Here is a 16,658-nt window from a genome sequence, read left to right as displayed (position 1 = left end):
CTTGTACAGAATTCTAATTCCATCCAATGAGATGGCTGTCTACAATAAAAGGGACCGAAATGGCTCCCGTTTTCATTTTCTCCTAATCAACACCCGATAAAGCGCAGGAACAATCCGCCTCGTATGGTCACAATCTGTCGTCCGCAAGCATCTATGATGACTTGTGGAGCAAATGCGAATGCACCAACTGAATCAAAACAAGTTCCTTGACAATATTCTGATTTGCAAATCGTTTGGATCACTTGGTTGACCGGCACGGAGACATCACTTGCAAGGGTACATGGCAGTTGACCAATTTGAAGTCCCCCTTCAATCGGTGTTAAGTCTCCTATATTTATATGAAATCTAGCAGTCCCAATCAGACGAACGGCATCGATCGCAACAGGACACTTCAACGTGCCGCCGCATGGGTTCTCAACTGTCCCTTCTGCCTCCTGCTCTTCAAGCATACAAACAAGCTCACTCAAATCAGAGCAAGCCGCGAAGGAATCGAATGACGTAAACTTGAAAGTATATCCATCCGGAACAATTGCAGTTGCGCAGTACTCTAGGGTACGGTTGCAGCTTTCCCGTTGGATATCAAGTTTATCTACCATTTTGCCTGCTGAATCAAAGTACATCATGTTGTTTTTTAACATAACTATCCCTCCCTTCTACTACTATCTTTATGCAAGTTTAGTAGATTTGAAAGGGACAGACGTCTGATAGTAAAAAAATTTCTAGCAGCCTATCAGCTACAATGGGATGTCTAGTGGCAAAAAAGGCGGGCTGGCAACCGAATAAACGTTGATCCTCTTATGACAAGATGAAAAATCCTTTATACAAAGTTATTATTATTCAAGATAACATTGTTTTGACTATCAGAAATCGACCTTCCATTAATCGACTTCATAGTTTAAGACGAAAATGCAAACTATTCATAGGTGCTTTTAAGTTCAGATTCTTCTGCAAAACGCCTGGATTCACTTGGGAATTCGTTAACTACTGTCCAAACTGTAAATGAAACGCATGGACCAGATGGCCAAACGATACAGTAAAAAGTATTTAGTCTTGAAACACCGCTGTGGATTTCCCCTTGCCTTGAAGACTTTTGTCACAGCCTCTTTTTGTTGATCATTATTTATCCCTATATAATTATTTCAAGATAAGAATGCCATCTGATACGGGTCGTTCACCAGTATCGTCTGACGGTTGGTTTACAAGTTTGTCATTAACGACCATCGCCGATGAGCCTCCACCGTCAAGGTTCATTCCTTTTACCGCTCCAAGAGACTGAAGGATTTGGGCACTTTCAAAGAAGCTGACACCAATGCTCTGTTCAGGGTTACGCCCCTCTACAGTGATGAATAAAATATGTCCGTTTTCTTTTATGCCTGCAAATGATCTGGGATGACGATATTGTGCAAAATGATAATAGAAGTCATTGCTCCATGCAAATCCCTCTTCTTTTGCCTGAATTTCTACCTTTCCTTCGTCAAGGAGTTGAGGTGCTCCGCCAATGATATCTAAATTAGCTAAATTCTTAACCTGCTTTCCATCAGCTGTTACTGTTCTGGTAATCGACAACGTCCCAGCTGCTGAAATGTTATTTTTCAGCCAATCTGCCTGGTCTCCTGTCGCTGAAAGCACACTGCCGTTCGCAGGGATTCTGTGCCCTCGCTCGGAGTATGTTTCAATAATTTCCCCTTTTTCATCAAGTAAGACCTCGAACCCGTTTCCTTTAGGAGTAGTATCACCGAAATAGGCGTTATATTCGATGATTTCGTCAGGATCAGTACATGTCACATCATGCTTTGGTAGATTGGTTTCCTTGTCCTCTACCCCACCGCAGCTACGGATCAATCCAGGTTTCCGGTTGATACCATCAATCACCGAGCTTTCGCCACTTTTAGTTTCGACTTTTAATGAAGTGGAGGTATTTGTGATCTCTGCATTGTTACTGGAGAGAATAAGGCTTGTACGATCTCCAATCGCTTCGCTTATTAATTGTCCATTTACTACAGAAATCCCCGCCGGATCACCAGGAACCCCATCACCTGACCCTACGACAAAGTAGCCTCCATTTATCCCGACCAATGCTTGATTCCGATTAGCCATAGAAGATACGGTTTCGCGACCTGTAATTTTATCTTTTGCCAGTGAATTCGTCAGCTCACCTTGAAATTCTTCAGGATCAATCTCAAGAACATCAATTTGCCATGGTCCCGTTGATTTTATTGTTCCATCATATTCCGAAAAAGTGGATCTCGCTTTCTCAAATCCTTGAGTTTTCAGATGATCAGCAAAATCATTTGCTGATTTCTCTTCTTTGAATTCCCCTGTACGGACCACATATCCGATTTTTTTCTTCTTTACATCTGTAAATTGCGAGTGTCTATTCTTAACTTTATGAAGTTTTGCTTTGTATCCTTTTTTCTTCAGTTCATGAATAAGTGTTTTGGCTTGTTCCTCTGTGTCCCAAAAGCTACATCCACCGTATAAAATGATTGATCTGAAGCATACCCTCTAGTAATCTCTGTGTGTGTAACTCCCCTGGTTAATTGTTGTGTACTTCGTGATTCAGGTAAATGTAGCTTACCAATTGAAAGTGTCTCTTGAGGATTTGCTGCCTTTGCATCTTGATGCTGTACTCCAATTGTAAGAACAGTAGAAAGTGATAATGCCGATACAATGACAGTCTTTAGTAAAGAGCGGTACATGGTCTAAAACCTCCAAACATTTTTTTCATGCACCACTATACTAGAGGAAAATTAATAACAAAACGTTGCATGGGTATAACAATTTAGTAAACTTTCTTCAGATAGTATTTACTTCCTTTTAAGAAGCCATATAAGTCTATCCATTCTGACTTCACTCCCCGACAGCCATTCTTCTATTAAATCTGAGAGTAAGGAATTCTCATTAGCGCAATATATTTAATTCACGAGATCTTCTATCATGCTTGTATTCGTCTTCAATAGACTCTTTGGTAGTTCGTTTCTAACGCTCTTTAATCCAAAATAATACGTTTCCGGATGTTGTTGAAGTAATTGATATGTAAAGGTAATTTCTTTGTCAGAAAAATTCATCACTAGTTCTTGAATAAAGCGATCATGAGGCATCATATCCACCCCACCAAGATGAAAAATCCCCTTGAGTTGATTGGTGATAATGTATTTCAGCTGCCTTGCTAGGAGTATATCAGATAGATGGTTACATTCTAAATTTCTGTATACCTCGATTTGGTTCTTTTCGATTCCTAGTTTAATAGAATCTAATCTTGGAGATTGTCTTCCCCAAATTTGCGGAATCCTAATGATAACGGCACGATCTAATAATGCTTGTTGAAGGAGTGTTTCACAGGCAATTTTAAACTGTCCATAAGGTGATGAGGCGTTCGGTGTATCTATTTCTGTATGATGCTTAGTGAAGTCACCATCAAAAACGTTAGCAGTCGAAACATAATAGACCGAGCAGTTGGTGTTTGCTACTTCCAAAGCAAGCTTTTTATGAAATTCGAGCTGTTGATCGAAGTCTCCCCTTACACATGAAACGATGGCATCGGGTCCGATCGATTGGATGATGTCTGTAACCTCCCCAATTTCGCTCATCTCTAATTGATACTGTTTGTCTTTAGGGAGATCCATTGGTCTGGATGAATATGTCCCATATACATCAAACTGATCTTTGCACTCTTCCCATAACGCTTTGCCTACTAATCCACTCGCACCAATAATCAACAACTTCCTCATGTTTTCATCCCCCCATAGAGTAAGCACGCCCTACATTCCATTTTGTGTGTTAGCTTGAAACCAGTAACATCTTTCAACATTAATCAAGCCAGTAATACATATGATTACTGGCTTTTCTCCACTGCATACGACTCCGGCTGAATCGTCTTGATTTTCTTGATGAAATAATAATGTTTATACAGAGCAAGTCCGATTAAGATGATCCGAACGAAAAGAATATCCACATATAGGATCGAAAGCAGAATAAAGAAATCAGCTGTCACGTTGATTCTGATTTTCTCTTTCCTTGTCATCCCTTTCTTTTCAAGAAAGGCTACTACATATTTCTCATAGATCTTTGTGCTTTTAAACCAGGCTTCCATCCGCTTGGAACTCTTGGCAAAGAAGTAAAGGGATAATAGGAAAAACGGTCCCCCCGGCAGAACCGGAAGTACGATACCTGCAATCCCGAAGACCATGAATATGAAACCAAGCAGCATAAACAGGATACTTTTCAACTTTTTTAATGTCATGATTGACTTCCCCTACCATCGCCATATTTCTTTCCTTAATTGTACTACAAATATAGCAGATAGGTCTTCCAGGTTGTTTAGGAGATTAATGTCAAGTGAGTGAATCTTCCCTTTGAAATGGCATAATCAGATTTTTTAGTCACCACCATCGTCCCCGTCATCATCACCATCTCCGTGATCTTCTCCGTCAACATGATTCTTGTTCACATCAATGACTCCTTTCTTCTGCCACGCGTTTTCATCAATTGTCGACTCTTGTAAAAAACTTTCTAATGTTATGACCTGAACCGCCTGTTGCTTGTATTTATTCATGAGGTAATGAGAAACCAACACGATAAGGACGATTATTGCCACGATGATCCATTTACTCATATGGGTACAACCCCTTTCCTATTCTAAGGATATGAAAGAATAGAGGTTTACATGACAATTCCCACAACCTTTACCATCTCAGTCCCTTACAATCCTCCTAATGACAAAGGAATAAATGTATGAAAGACGCCTACAAACTTTAGTTCTTTTCCTCTAAAATCAGTTTCAAATGTATTAAAAACAAGGTAATCCTTTACTTCTGTATGGTTTTCAATCATTTGCTCACCGAATAATGAGATCCCCACTGTTATCATAGAAGACTGACCCTCCATCCGTTCGGTTATGTGTTCCTTTAACCATGCAGTATATTGGTCTTGAGAAGGTTTTGTCACAAACATGATTCCAGATAACGCGACGATACTGACAATAGATAGGACCATCCACTTTTTCACTTTCTCCACTCCTCATAATTTCAGGCTACTTTCGAAAAATCAACTGATTATTGTTTGGAACAGAAAAGGCGATGCGAATGTCAGGTCTTCGCACCACCTTCTCCTATCTTAGAGCTTTCTCCATCTACCCAGTAAACGATAAAGCACCGGAATAAATACCAATGTCAACAAGGTACTGGTTGTTAAACCTCCGATCACCGTGATGGCCAACCCTTTGGAAATGACCCCTGATGATGACTGAGATAAAGCTAATGGCAACAGGGCCAGAATGGTGGCAAGCGCCGTCATTAAAATCGGGCGGAAACGGGCGTTACAGGCTTCTACCAAAGCCGCTTCCAGTTGCACCCCTTCTCTTCTGTTGCTTTCGACTCGGTCAAGCATTACGACAGCATTTGTCACCACAATCCCGATCAGCATCAGCATTCCGATCATGCTGCTCATGGATAGTGTTTCACCCGTCAGCATAAGCGCTCCTAGTGAACCAATCGGGACAAAGATGATAGAGGATAGAATCACCATTGGTGTGATAATTCCACCGTATGTGATCGTTAAGGTTAAGAACACGAGTCCTACGGCAATCATCATCGCCTGTCCCAAGTCCCGGAAGCCCTCTGTCATCATTTCTTGACCACCGCCTACTTTCCATTTAATATCACTCGGTAAACTCAGGGCAGCCATGTCTTTCTCGACTCCGTCTGTTACACTGCCAACATCTTCTCCTTCGCTTTCTGCAGACAATGTGTAGGCCGCCTTTGTATCTTTATGCTCAATGGTTGCCGGTATTTCCTGTTCGTTGATTACAGCGATGTCACCTAAGGGTTGAATGCCCCGAGGAGTTACAATCTCGACTGTTTCCAATTCTTCCTTCGTCGCTACTAGGTGATCATAGGAGACCCATACTTCGGCATCTACATCCAGACCCTCTACAGGATGTGTATTCATCTGCTCTTGAACCTGTTTGTAGACAGCCTGTTGCGTCATGCCCTGCTCCTTGGCTTCATCTTTTAATTCCAAGATAATCTTTTTTTGCTCTTGAGAGGCAGTATTTGAGATGTTGCTCAATTGTTCGTTTTGCTTCATCACGCTCTCTACTTTATCCGCCGCTTCTTTTAGGTGATCCGAATTCTCTCCATAAAGGGTGATATCGATGGTTTTACCAGATGGAGGCCCTTCCTGCTGGATCTCTTGTAATCGAATTGTACCTCCTCCATATTTCTCATTGACAAGCTTTGAAACTGCCTCCTCAAGTTGATCTCCCTGTTCGAGAACAGTCTCACCTTCTGACAATTTGACGTAGAAAGAAGCTTTGTTATCACCAGGACTCTTCATCTTTAACGGGCTGGTGTTATTTTCCATCCCAACTGCTCCCTGAACGTACTCGACTTGTTCGTTCTTCATGAGCGCTGTCTCGATCTCCTTCGAAAGTTTGTCTGTTTCAGACAATGGAGTCGTGACGGGAATTTCTACTTCCATTTCGAGCGCATTGGCCGGGCCGCTTGGCAGGAATGACTTGTTGATCCCTGGCACCATGGCTATGGCCCCTGCGAGCATGAGGATGGAAACAGCGATCACCACCCATTTATGGGAGAGTGACTTCCTTAATATCCGGTTGTACCCTATTGCCAGCCACCCTGTTTTCTCCTCATGCTTTCCTTTCTTTAAGAAGGCGAAACTCAACACAGGGATAACCAAGAAAGCGACGAGTAATGAAAGAATGATTGACGTGACGACTGCAATCGAGAACGGTCTAAAGAACTCTCCCACAATCCCGCCAACAAAGGCAAGGGGCAAAAACACCACAACCGTTGCAATGGTTGAAGAGGTAACGGCACCGATCACTTCTTTCGTAGCATTTAAAATGATTTCACGTTTCGTATATGTTTCATTTTTTTGAAGCCATTTATAGATGTTTTCAATGACGACGATGCTGTCATCTACGATTCGACCTATGGCCACTGCCATACCGCCAAGGGTCATGATGTTGAGCGAATATCCCAGATAATCCAATACCGAAATCGTACCTAATATGGACAGAGGCAGGGATAGAATGGCAATAAGAGTGGCTCGAGCATTCCGTAAGAATAACAGAATGATCGCGACTGTGAAGAGAGCTCCGAACCCTCCTTCTTTAAGCAGGGAGTCCACCGACTTCTCAACTTCGTTTCCCTGGTCGATGATCGTATAGGAATCATAGTTGAACGTCTTGTTAAAGTGGTTCAACTCTGTTCTTAGCGATTCCACCACTTCGGCTGTATTCGCTTCTTGAGTTTTCAGCACATCCACGATAATGGCGGGCTCACCATTAAAGCGGGTAATGCCATTCGCTTCATCCACCTTTTTCACTTCTGCGATTTCCGCTAATGCAATTGAATCCATGGGCTGTACCGATTGAGATGATGGTGATTTAGCGGTTGCAGGGATAGGGATTTGAACCTTCTTCAATTCATCAATCGACTCTACATGTCCTTCGAGACTGACAGGGATTTCATCTCCACCGTTCTTTAGCGTGCCTGCAGGGAGAACAACATTCTCTTTCTCCAAGGAATTCGCAATATCTGATGCGGTCAACCCATATTGCTGGCTTTTTTCTTTATTCACTTCAACGAACAACTTTGTATCAGTTGTCCCTGAAAGATTGACCTCACTTACGCCGGTTACATTACTTAAGGATGGAAGTAATTCTTTATTTATATCTTTCTGTAACTCACTTAAATTCTCACCTGACAGGGCTATTTTATAGATCGGCTTGGCACTGGCAGAGATTCGTTTATACGTAAAGTCGACATCATCCGGCGGATTGACCTTCTCGATCGAAGACTGGATGCTGGTTTCGATTTCATCCATATCTTCGCCGAATTCATATGTCACCTGGATCATGAAACCATTTTCTCTTGAAGTACTTGTTAAGGAGTCATACGGTTTGATCCCTTCAATCGCTTCTTCTACCGGTGTGGTCACGGTCTTTTCAATTTCTTCCGATGAGTGATTCGGATAGACCCCTTGAATCATGAGGGTCGGAGAATCGACATCTGGGTAGGTTTCTACCTTGATGGATTGGGTTGACACAAGCCCAGCTGCCACCACCAATAAAGCCAAAACGATAATGGCTACGTTTTTCTTTAAGCTAAAATCCACTATTTTTTTCATGCTAATCTCTCCTCTTCGATATGAGCCATCGTATAGGAGTAATGTGACCTCAATATGACCAAAGTATTAAATCTGCCTCCACTTTATAATGCGTGGAATTAATTCAGAAGTAGTTCAGCCCACAAGGGGAAACCATCCATCTCGCATTTAAAGGAACGAGTCAATAAGGCTATTGATTAAAAGCGATATAAATACAAATGTCAGTTGAAGTGTAAGGAATAAACATTATTAAAAATAGGTACGATCGAAAAAAGGGCTCCATAATACATTACAAAATGTAATATATAAATGACATATTCTACTGTTCAACATACTATACTAAAGGGAGGAGATGAATTTTTTTGAAAAATAAAAAGATGAAGATCGCCCGGGTTGAAGCCGACGTATCTCAAGAACAATTAGCAGGTATTGTCGGAGTCACCAGGCAAACCATTAATCTAATCGAAGCTGGAAACTATAATCCGAGTCTTAAATTATGCACGACAATATGTAAAGCATTAAATAAAACGTTAGACGATTTATTCTGGGAGGAATGAAAAATGAGTATAACTAAAATCATGAAGGAAGCCAAATTAACCATTCTAATATGCTTACTTGCTAGCGTAGCCCTTTTTATAACCTGGGCCATTTTCGAAACAATGGATATTTCTTTAATTAATAACAAAGCCTTATTAGCCCTGTCACTCATCCCGTTTAGTGCAGCAATAGCTTCTTTCCTTAAACTTATGAAAATCAAGAAGGACCCAAACATAATGATATCCGAGATGGATGAAAGGCTGGTATCCCAGAAGAATGAAGCCGATGCGAAAACATTGAAGATGCTTCAAGGATTATTGTTCTTAACCTACTTGGGGTACACATTTATGGTACCTGAAGATGTTTTCCATTCAATCGGGTGGTGGACCGCGTTGAGTATCTTCCTTTTCTCTCTATTCGCTCCATTCATGTTTCGTCATATCGTTAAAGAGTCCTGACCTTTCGTGTTTCATCACTATATACTAATGATTGATTTAATTGAGACAATAGGTAAAGCTCAGAGACATTAATGAACTCTGAGCTTTTTAGTGTGCTATTTAGGTTTTCTCCAAAACAACCGTCTACTCGCTTAGTGAATCCATGCATTTTGGAAGAGTAATCGTAAAGGTGGTACCCTTGACAGAACTGGTAACAGTTACGTCACCATGGTGACCATCGATGATTTTTTTGACAATGGATAAACCCAGTCCGCTCCCCTGTTTCGAGCTTTCTCTTGCCCGATCCACCATGAAGAAGCGATCAAAGATGTGTGGGATATCATCTCCTGGTATCCCCATTCCTGTATCAGAGAAAGCGACGACAACCTGCGTTTTCCGCTCTTTAAGTGAAACCTTTATTTCTCCATTTTGACCCGTGAATTTAATACTGTTTGTCAGAAGGTTATGCCATACTTGTTCCAATTGGCCTTTGTCTGCTGACAATTCTACTGGTGTTACATCTTCCAAATCGATGTCAATCTCTTTTTCCAGCCACTGGGGTTGATGACTGAGGAACACTTGACGGATCTGCTGGTCCAGGCGATAGCAATCTTTATTCACCGGATTTTCTTTGCTCTCAAGAACCGATAGCTGTAACAGGTTTTCACTTAGTCTCCCAAGTCGCTCACTCTCGGTTTGTATGATGCTTAAGTAATGATCCTGCTGTTCCTTAGGAAAGGGATGATCCTTTAAGGCTTTGGCAAATCCCTTTATGGACATCAAAGGGGACTGCAGATCGTGGGATACATTAGAAATGAACTCTCTTCTCATGTTCTCTAAGCTTTGCAATTCCTTGTTCATGATGTTAAAGCCCTCCGCAAGCTCGCCAATTTCATCTTTTCTTCTCACTGAAACCTGTTCACTAAAGTTCCCTTTCGCTACGTTCGAGGTGAAAGCCGTTAATTTCTTGATGGGACGAGCGAAATAAAGGGCTACGAATAGATACAGGACACTTCCGATGATCAATACGCTGATTAAAACCGTCCTCAAGATTTTCTTAACAAAATCGAGCTTCCCGACGAGTCCAGGCTTTAAAAAGAGAGCATACTTCTTTCCATTTGCTTCAAAAGGAATCCCTACTGACGCATAATTAAAGAATCTTTGATCCTCATTTGTGATGTGGTGAATCCCTCCGGCAAGCACCTTTTCAATCTCATCCCGGCTGGCATACTTCTCATGGTCTGCTTTCCCATAGAACCTTGCCTCTCCACCTTCTGAATAAAGTGCAATATTATAGCGAATAGAGGAAACTCTCTCTAAATAGTCCTCGACGCTTTCCGGTTCCATTACTTTAGATAATTCGATGATTCCTTTACCAGCAACCATCAATTCTTCCTCAATTTCAGCAGTGACCCGTTCTTCATAAATATTATAGGTGATAAAGAAGGACACAGTCACACTAATGAACACGACCCCGAGAAACGTAAACACCATTTTGGAATAGAGAGTATTAAACATCTTGTTCAACCCCTAACCGATAACCGAGTCCACGAATAGTCGTAATAGAAACATTTGATTGTTTCCCTTCTAACTTTTTTCTGATCTTTTTTATATGAGAATCAACGGTCCGTTCATTTCCTTCAAAGTCCATACCCCATATTTCATCAATCAACTGATCTCTGGAGAAGACGAGACCAGGATTGGATGCGAGCTTAAACAGAATCTGAAATTCTTTTAATGGAAAGTCAATACGCTCATCTCCTGCAAGAACCTCGAGGCTTTTACTGTCAATCTTAAGGTTTCCGATCGAAAGTCGTTTCACTGTGTGGACTTTATTACGACGAAGCAGTGCCTTAACCCGCATGATAAACTCTTTTGCCTCAAACGGCTTCACAATATAATCGTCCGTGCCAAGCTCGAACCCCTTCACCTTGTCTTCACTTTCACCCTTAGCCGTCACCATAATGATGGGCAGGTCATAGTCTTCTCGAATTTCCCGGCATAGGTCCCAGCCATCTTTCTTCGGCATCATGATATCGACGATGACTAAGTGAATATCTTTCTCCTGGACCAGTTCCATCGCCTCTACCCCATCATTCGCTTGCAGAACGTTGTATCCTTCCATGGTTAAATAAAGATTAATCAATTCTCTGATATGGGGATCGTCATCGACGATTAGGATGGTTATGAGTGACATGTCATCTACCTCTTATCTGCGGGCTCTCTTGTAAGAGTCCTTTATTAGTATGTATCGTTTACATTGTTTTTCTGATTTTCCATATACTGATACATGTATTATAGCAAGCTTTGTGAATGGATTAAACCTGGTGACAGCCCTATGGCCACAGACACTAGCAGGAACCAGCTTGCCTGTCTTCACCGCTAACTAGCCAATTTCAGATCAATTTCGTGAAATTATGAAGTGTCATACTTGCTGAGTGGTGGAATATCGGAGTAAGCACACATATTGGAGGTCCGTCCCTCCAAAAAAAGGAGCCGGACCATACGGCCAGGCTCCTCTTTGAAGGCTATTCATGCGCAAAGACTGCGCAGGATTGTTTTCTTTCCTGAACATAATAAATGACAAGTGTCGCAGCAACCAGGATTCCCATCATCATATACAGTGAACGGTAGCCCGAGAGCGGGATCAGGAAGCCGAGGGCATAAGGTCCAAACCCGAGACCGGCATCCAGTGAAATATAATAGGTTGAGGTTGCGAGCCCGACACGCTCCGGTGGAACGCTCTTCACGGCAATCGCCTGTGTGACAGATTGCATGTTTCCGAAACCGAGACCGATCAAAACACCCGATAGCAATAGCACCATCGTATTCCCTGCTGCACTTAATAGAAACAAGCCGACTGCAAACAGCACAAATGCGGGAAGCATGACGGCCTTGGCACCTTTCGCATCCATGAGCCGTCCCGTAAATGGGCGTGATACTAGAATTGCCACGGCATAGACGACAAAGAACAGACTAGCAGCTTCAACAAGGTCGATATCGATTGCATAAAAATTTATGAACGATAAAACACTTGAGTAAGCAAGAGAAACGAGTAGCACGACAAGCGCAATCGGAAGCGCCTTGGGCTCGATGAAGCTTGATAGCCTTAGACGTTGTTTTTCCGATTCCTTAGCCGCTTTCTTGACAACCGGAATCTTGACAAACAAAGTGATCACATAGCTCATGACACCAAGGGCAAGACAGAAGGCAAAGATTGTCTTGAAACTTGCATGCTGACTTAGGAAGATTCCAAAGAATGGACCTACAGCTGTTGCGAGCGTGATGCTCATACTGTAGTAACCGATTCCTTCCCCTTTCCGGCTCCCTGGGATGATTTCCGCTACGATTGTACCTGTAGCCGTACTGACCATACCGAGTGCCACCCCGTGAAGGAAACGGGTGAGCAGCAAGAAACTGATACCACTCTCCACGAAATAGAGGCAAGAAGTAGCAATGAACGCAAGCATACCGACAAACAGCATTTTCTTATTTCCAATGGTCGTGATCATACGGCCAAGGAACAACCGACCAATTAAGGTCCCGATGATGAAGATGCCGGTCACAAGTCCCGCCTGACTCTCCGATGCCCCGAATTCATCCACGGCATACACCGCCATGGTGACGAGCAATAAATAAAAGATTAAATAAATGAAAAAGTTGGCGATGGACATGAGGGTAAAGTCCTTTGTCCAAAGCTTTGATTCTGTCTGACTCATCTGTAAAACTCCTTATCCTTTCATATTTCCTTTGATCTGTTTCATCAGTTCAATCATTTCGATCTGCTTCTCTTCACTGATTCCTTCCATGATGCCCTGCTCAAAACGGTCGATGGTTTTCCGTACATCTTCGTAGACCTCGACCCCCAATTTCGTCAACTGTATCCGCTTTTCCCGACGATCCTTTCCCGGAATCCGCTCGATATAACCTGCTTCCTCCAGCTGATGAACCGTTCTCGTAATGGTCGGCTTCTCGACGCTTTGATAATGTGAGATTTCCACACTGGATGCAGGACCGTTGTGGTAAAGATTATAGAGGATCGTCCACTGAGCACGGTGCAGCCCGTGCCCGCTCAGTTGGACGTTCAATTGATTCTCAAATGGCCTGTAGAGCCTGATCAGCTCCTGAAAAAATTCCTGTGCCGGCTTCATTATTTTCCTCCTTTATATATAGTTATCTTTGATAATAGTTAGCTTGAGTAACTATTATATTCTAACAGTTGGCTTCCCTGATTGTCGAGTGAGGAGATTGGACAGCGGGAATTTACGAAAAAAATCACAAAAGAAGCCCTTCCTCGTACATTCGTAGGTTAACCTGGACGTGCCAGATCAGAGCTACATTACGAGAAGGGCTTCATGAGATATAGGATCGCCAGAATATTGGAAATTTAGACATGTATTGTAAGGGATGATGAACTATTTCCCGATGCTTATACTTACATCAGGAGGTAATACGAGGTTTTTCTTTCCAACTGATTACCGGTCTTTTTTTTTAGGCTCTTTTTGTAAACTTTGTTGCTATTGAAGGTAGCGAGTGCTAGTTGATTTCTGCTGCAGGTGCTCACCTTCCGCTACAATCAACTTTCTAAGTATGGAGGATTAATCCACTACCATACACGGCGAGAAAACATCAATTGCGAAAGGAGCCTTTTTTTCATTTCAAAAGGAAAAAATAATTCTCCATTTCCCTTTCTGAGATGACCAGCCTTGTGGATAAATCTGTCGTTCGTAGAATATACTCCTTGATGCCAATATACTCAGATTCTGCAATCAAATAGAAGTGGGACCCCTTTTGGATTCCTCGGAAATCTATTTTTAATTTGTATCTTTTCATCATTGTAATCAGTAACTCCTATAGTCTTCTTTCATAAAGCCAGCAATCTGAAAGATCACTTGCTCTCCGTAATACTACCTCTCATTGTACGATAAATAAAACGTCTTATCAGTCTTATCATTCGTATATGCCACACCGAGACGATTTTTCTTCTGGACTCACCTTATTGATCTCCTCACCCGCTCAAAGCGTTCCTCTTCCCCAAGCGGTTCTTCTTCCGGTCCTTCTACCTGACCCCTTTTAGCAGACACCCCTTGCAAGTCCTGATACCCCTCCAACATCAACTTGAAAGCCAAGACAGTCAATGTTAGTAAAAAGATCGGACAGATCGCAATCCACCAATAAGTTGTAAATAAAAACCGGAAGTTATTACCGATAATCCCCGACCACTCATTGGAAAGGGAGACGAAGACAACATTTTTAAAGAGATCTTCTTTCATGGCCCCTCCTCCAAAGAAGATGCCGAGGATACCCAGGTGAGCAAGAAGAATCAGCACCTGGATCATCTCCCGCAGAAAGATGATTACGAGCTGGGGTTTCAAAAAAGGCAGGATGTGTTTCAAAAGAATATGCCTGCGGTTCCCTCCTAGGATATGAACACTTTCCATGAACTCTTTTCGAAGGATTTGATTCACCTCTTTGGAAATCGTCAGTGAGGTGATCGGAACGGCAGCTAATGTTAGAACCATGACTTCGATGATAACCCTTGCTCCAAAACCATATGTGAACTCACTGTCACCCCCGTTAAACTGACCGTCGGCAAACAACACCCAATACAGCATTAAATAGGCAATGAGGGTGACCGGATAGTAGTAGAATGCCTCAAGAAACGGTCGGCTCCATTGATTCAGCTTAGGAACATAGAGCTCGGACAACGTTCCCCATACAGAAGAGACCACAAAGCGTAAAGTCGCAACCAGAAAGGCGACGCCAAGGGTATACTTTGCTCCGATGAGGAGGATATGAAACAGGCTTTCTGCCAGGTTGTTGGTCCCGAAAGGAGGATACTCCCACGGGGAATAGGGCGGGCTCTTCACCCCATCCCCTGTAAAGCGAAGGTCGGCTACCGGGACATGATTGTCGAAGTACCATCCATACATCAAGCTTCCCATGAGTGTTAGAAAGATGAATAAAAAGCCGGCCATAAAGGACTTATTTCTCAAAACACGGATCATTCTATTCCCCTCCTACATACTTCGTTTTCAGCTTCTTGACCACTTCCTCCAGCAGATAAAACGGGATAAAAATCAAAAGGACACTCATGGTTGCAATTTCGTACGTAGGATGATTAATAACAAACCAGGTAAGTCCGTATGTATTAAATAGGATTTCAAGCATAATCAGATTGGAGAGCATGAACGAAATGATCATCTTGGAATGGTTGATCAAACTAACCAAGCTATTGCGGAACACATGTCTCATTAATATCTGAAAGCCCGTCAATCCCTTCCCCGTTGCTAACTCCACATACGGCTTCATCAATTCATCCTCAAAGATCAACATCAACGTCCGGTAGAGAAAGATCGTTGGCAGGATACTATACGTGAGAAGTGGAAGGGCAAAGGGCCGTTCCGACCCACCTACCACTTCGAAGACTAAAATCCCGGTTTTTTTAAACAAAAAAACGAAGAAAAGCTGCGCTAGGACAATGACAAAGACATCGGGGACCGACTCCAGAATTGTAGAGCAACGGATCAATAGCAGCCTCTTCTTCAAAGAAAGCTGAAACGTAATCAGAATCCAAAGGATCGCGAACCCTAATGATAAGAGAAAGCCTAGAAACAAAATCGTCAACGTATAAAAGTAATAACCGAAGAAATCGGGAAATACATCATACTTAGCATCATGCATGAACGACTCGGTCTGGAAGGTCATCGAGGCAGGGTGTGTAAGAGTAAATACTAGGTGGATGAAGTTTTGCCAGAAAGATGAGAAGCTGAGATGGATTCCTTTTTGGAAGAGGCTGATGAAGGCTCCTAAAGAAAGGATGCATAAAATGATGGCTAACACTCGGATTACAAATTTCACACTTCATCACTCTCCTATTAATCGGCTTTTTCAAATGATATACAAACTGGATTTTTTTGACTAGTAACCATCGACTAGCTAAACGGTTTCTTTCCTATTATGATTGAAAGTAGATAAGTCTTATGTACACATCCATTCCTCGTGTCAAGGTCCTGCATTATTTCGACAAACGGCTCATAAACACACCAAAGTGGCTCATATATTTGGAATCCGGCTTATAAAGTCTGAAACTGGCTCATATATTTGAATGGCAGCTCATAAAGGAATGAAACCGGTACATATTTGTGAATCCTCTCATTATAGGTCCCTCCTGGATCGTGCGAAATAAACGAAAAGAGAAAAAATTTCCCTTTTTTTAAAAAAATCACGATTTTTCCAGTCATTTCATCAGCTTTCTCTATCAAACTTCTGGTCTATTAATAAAAAATCACTCTCAACCATAGAACCATCCTCTGTCTGGTTACCCATCTCTCCTTATCTTGTCCCCTTTGGATGTAAAGACGTATTCCTAACAATTACCAATATACCAGATTTGAAAATTCTGTCAATTAAGCACAAGTAATCATTTTTTCAGTGTAGATGATGGACACAACACGCTCCATTTGAGAAATCTATTCAATAGTGTCATTCCATACTTTATGTTCAGTCAACACATCATTCGATGCCTCTTTATGACCTTCACTTCTGTCG

17 protein-coding genes are annotated in these 16,658 nt (G+C 42.1%); 2 read left to right on the top strand and 15 right to left on the bottom strand.

The features are described from left to right. Positions 1-86: 86 nt before the first annotated feature. The 8 genes from FGG79_RS03545 to FGG79_RS03510 form a co-directional block, all read right to left on the bottom strand. Positions 87-638 carry a hypothetical protein gene (locus FGG79_RS03545; RefSeq protein WP_138776369.1) on the bottom strand — a complete coding sequence of 184 codons (552 nt, stop codon included), beginning with the start codon at positions 636-638 and terminating at the stop codon, positions 87-89. 496 nt (positions 639-1,134) lie between these two features. Further along, positions 1,135-2,421 (bottom strand): phosphodiester glycosidase family protein, encoded by a 1,287-nt coding sequence (locus tag FGG79_RS03540; RefSeq protein WP_240794235.1) that lies wholly within the window; start codon positions 2,419-2,421, stop codon positions 1,135-1,137. Next, positions 2,418-2,699, bottom strand: coding sequence for a hypothetical protein (locus FGG79_RS03535; RefSeq protein ID WP_138776367.1), 282 nt, complete (start codon positions 2,697-2,699; stop codon positions 2,418-2,420). Before FGG79_RS03535 ends, FGG79_RS03540 begins: the two co-directional genes overlap by 4 nt. 216 nt (positions 2,700-2,915) lie before the next feature. After that, positions 2,916-3,731, bottom strand: coding sequence for a sugar nucleotide-binding protein (locus tag FGG79_RS03530; RefSeq protein WP_138776366.1), 816 nt, complete (start codon positions 3,729-3,731; stop codon positions 2,916-2,918). Positions 3,732-3,835: 104 nt separating this feature from the next. After that, the gene (locus FGG79_RS03525; protein WP_138776365.1) at positions 3,836-4,243 is read right to left on the bottom strand and encodes a YbaN family protein; all 408 of its coding nucleotides are present in this window, start codon (positions 4,241-4,243) and stop codon (positions 3,836-3,838) included. Between the two features lie 135 nt (positions 4,244-4,378). Then, positions 4,379-4,615: a hypothetical protein gene (locus tag FGG79_RS03520; RefSeq protein WP_138776364.1), complete on the bottom strand. Its 237-nt coding sequence runs from the start codon at positions 4,613-4,615 to the stop codon at positions 4,379-4,381. Between the two features lie 86 nt (positions 4,616-4,701). Continuing rightward, entirely contained in the window at positions 4,702-5,007 is a 306-nt protein-coding gene (locus FGG79_RS03515; RefSeq protein ID WP_138776363.1) for a hypothetical protein, read from the bottom strand. Between the two features lie 108 nt (positions 5,008-5,115). Then, a complete protein-coding gene (locus FGG79_RS03510) occupies positions 5,116-8,154 on the bottom strand; it encodes an efflux RND transporter permease subunit (RefSeq protein WP_138776362.1) in 3,039 nt (1,012 codons plus the stop codon). Positions 8,155-8,495: 341 nt separating this feature from the next. Here FGG79_RS03510 and FGG79_RS03505 point away from each other — a divergent pair, with 341 nt between their 5' ends. Together FGG79_RS03505 and FGG79_RS03500 are read left to right on the top strand one after the other, a co-directional pair. After that, the gene (locus FGG79_RS03505) at positions 8,496-8,690 is read left to right on the top strand and encodes a helix-turn-helix transcriptional regulator (protein WP_138776361.1); all 195 of its coding nucleotides are present in this window, start codon (positions 8,496-8,498) and stop codon (positions 8,688-8,690) included. Between the two features lie 3 nt (positions 8,691-8,693). Next, positions 8,694-9,128, top strand: coding sequence for a hypothetical protein (locus tag FGG79_RS03500; RefSeq protein WP_138776360.1), 435 nt, complete (start codon positions 8,694-8,696; stop codon positions 9,126-9,128). Positions 9,129-9,251: 123 nt separating this feature from the next. Here FGG79_RS03500 and FGG79_RS03495 read toward each other — a convergent pair whose 3' ends face one another. From FGG79_RS03495 to FGG79_RS03465, 7 genes are all read right to left on the bottom strand, one after another. Next, positions 9,252-10,625 (bottom strand): HAMP domain-containing sensor histidine kinase, encoded by a 1,374-nt coding sequence (locus tag FGG79_RS03495; protein WP_138776359.1) that lies wholly within the window; start codon positions 10,623-10,625, stop codon positions 9,252-9,254. Further along, positions 10,618-11,304, bottom strand: a complete 687-nt coding sequence (locus tag FGG79_RS03490) for a response regulator transcription factor (protein ID WP_138776358.1) — start codon at positions 11,302-11,304, stop codon at positions 10,618-10,620. The genes FGG79_RS03495 and FGG79_RS03490 overlap by 8 nt, the downstream gene beginning before the upstream one ends. 331 nt (positions 11,305-11,635) lie before the next feature. Then, on the bottom strand, positions 11,636-12,826 hold the full coding sequence (locus FGG79_RS03485) for an MFS transporter (RefSeq protein ID WP_138776357.1): 1,191 nt from the start codon (positions 12,824-12,826) through the stop codon (positions 11,636-11,638). 12 nt (positions 12,827-12,838) lie between these two features. Then, complete coding sequence (locus FGG79_RS03480) at positions 12,839-13,258, bottom strand: MarR family winged helix-turn-helix transcriptional regulator (protein ID WP_138776356.1); 420 nt, start codon at positions 13,256-13,258, stop codon at positions 12,839-12,841. Between the two features lie 502 nt (positions 13,259-13,760). Further along, positions 13,761-13,943 (bottom strand): hypothetical protein, encoded by a 183-nt coding sequence (locus tag FGG79_RS03475; protein WP_240794190.1) that lies wholly within the window; start codon positions 13,941-13,943, stop codon positions 13,761-13,763. 155 nt (positions 13,944-14,098) lie between these two features. Then, the gene (locus tag FGG79_RS03470) at positions 14,099-15,115 is read right to left on the bottom strand and encodes an ABC transporter permease subunit (RefSeq protein WP_138776354.1); all 1,017 of its coding nucleotides are present in this window, start codon (positions 15,113-15,115) and stop codon (positions 14,099-14,101) included. A 1-nt stretch (position 15,116) separates the two neighbouring features. Next, the gene (locus FGG79_RS03465) at positions 15,117-15,968 is read right to left on the bottom strand and encodes an ABC transporter permease subunit (RefSeq protein ID WP_138776353.1); all 852 of its coding nucleotides are present in this window, start codon (positions 15,966-15,968) and stop codon (positions 15,117-15,119) included. Between the last annotated feature and the right edge of the window lie 690 nt (positions 15,969-16,658).

It is taken from the genome of Bacillus sp. BHET2, assembly GCF_005938125.1.
Lineage (GTDB): Bacteria > Bacillota > Bacilli > Bacillales > Bacillaceae_B > Rossellomorea.
The sequence above is the reverse complement of the archived record's forward strand: the minus strand, read 5'-3'. Positions and strand labels throughout refer to the sequence as shown.

Bases quoted from the DNA above. Each gene is read 5' to 3' on its own strand.
- FGG79_RS03480 (WP_138776356.1), bottom strand. From the start codon at position 13,258: ATGAAGCCGGCACAGGAATTTTTTCAGGAGCTGATCAGGCTCTACAGG.
- FGG79_RS03485 (WP_138776357.1), bottom strand. From the start codon at position 12,826: ATGAGTCAGACAGAATCAAAGCTTTGGACAAAGGACTTTACCCTCATG.
- FGG79_RS03490 (WP_138776358.1), bottom strand. From the start codon at position 11,304: ATGTCACTCATAACCATCCTAATCGTCGATGACGATCCCCATATCAGA.
- FGG79_RS03475 (WP_240794190.1), bottom strand. From the start codon at position 13,943: ATGATGAAAAGATACAAATTAAAAATAGATTTCCGAGGAATCCAAAAG.
- FGG79_RS03545 (WP_138776369.1), bottom strand. From the start codon at position 638: ATGTTAAAAAACAACATGATGTACTTTGATTCAGCAGGCAAAATGGTA.
- FGG79_RS03530 (WP_138776366.1), bottom strand. From the start codon at position 3,731: ATGAGGAAGTTGTTGATTATTGGTGCGAGTGGATTAGTAGGCAAAGCG.
- FGG79_RS03510 (WP_138776362.1), bottom strand. From the start codon at position 8,154: ATGAAAAAAATAGTGGATTTTAGCTTAAAGAAAAACGTAGCCATTATC.
- FGG79_RS03495 (WP_138776359.1), bottom strand. From the start codon at position 10,625: ATGTTTAATACTCTCTATTCCAAAATGGTGTTTACGTTTCTCGGGGTC.
- FGG79_RS03525 (WP_138776365.1), bottom strand. From the start codon at position 4,243: ATGACATTAAAAAAGTTGAAAAGTATCCTGTTTATGCTGCTTGGTTTC.
- FGG79_RS03470 (WP_138776354.1), bottom strand. From the start codon at position 15,115: ATGATCCGTGTTTTGAGAAATAAGTCCTTTATGGCCGGCTTTTTATTC.
- FGG79_RS03520 (WP_138776364.1), bottom strand. From the start codon at position 4,615: ATGAGTAAATGGATCATCGTGGCAATAATCGTCCTTATCGTGTTGGTT.
- FGG79_RS03535 (WP_138776367.1), bottom strand. From the start codon at position 2,699: ATGTACCGCTCTTTACTAAAGACTGTCATTGTATCGGCATTATCACTT.
- FGG79_RS03500 (WP_138776360.1), top strand. From the start codon at position 8,694: ATGAGTATAACTAAAATCATGAAGGAAGCCAAATTAACCATTCTAATA.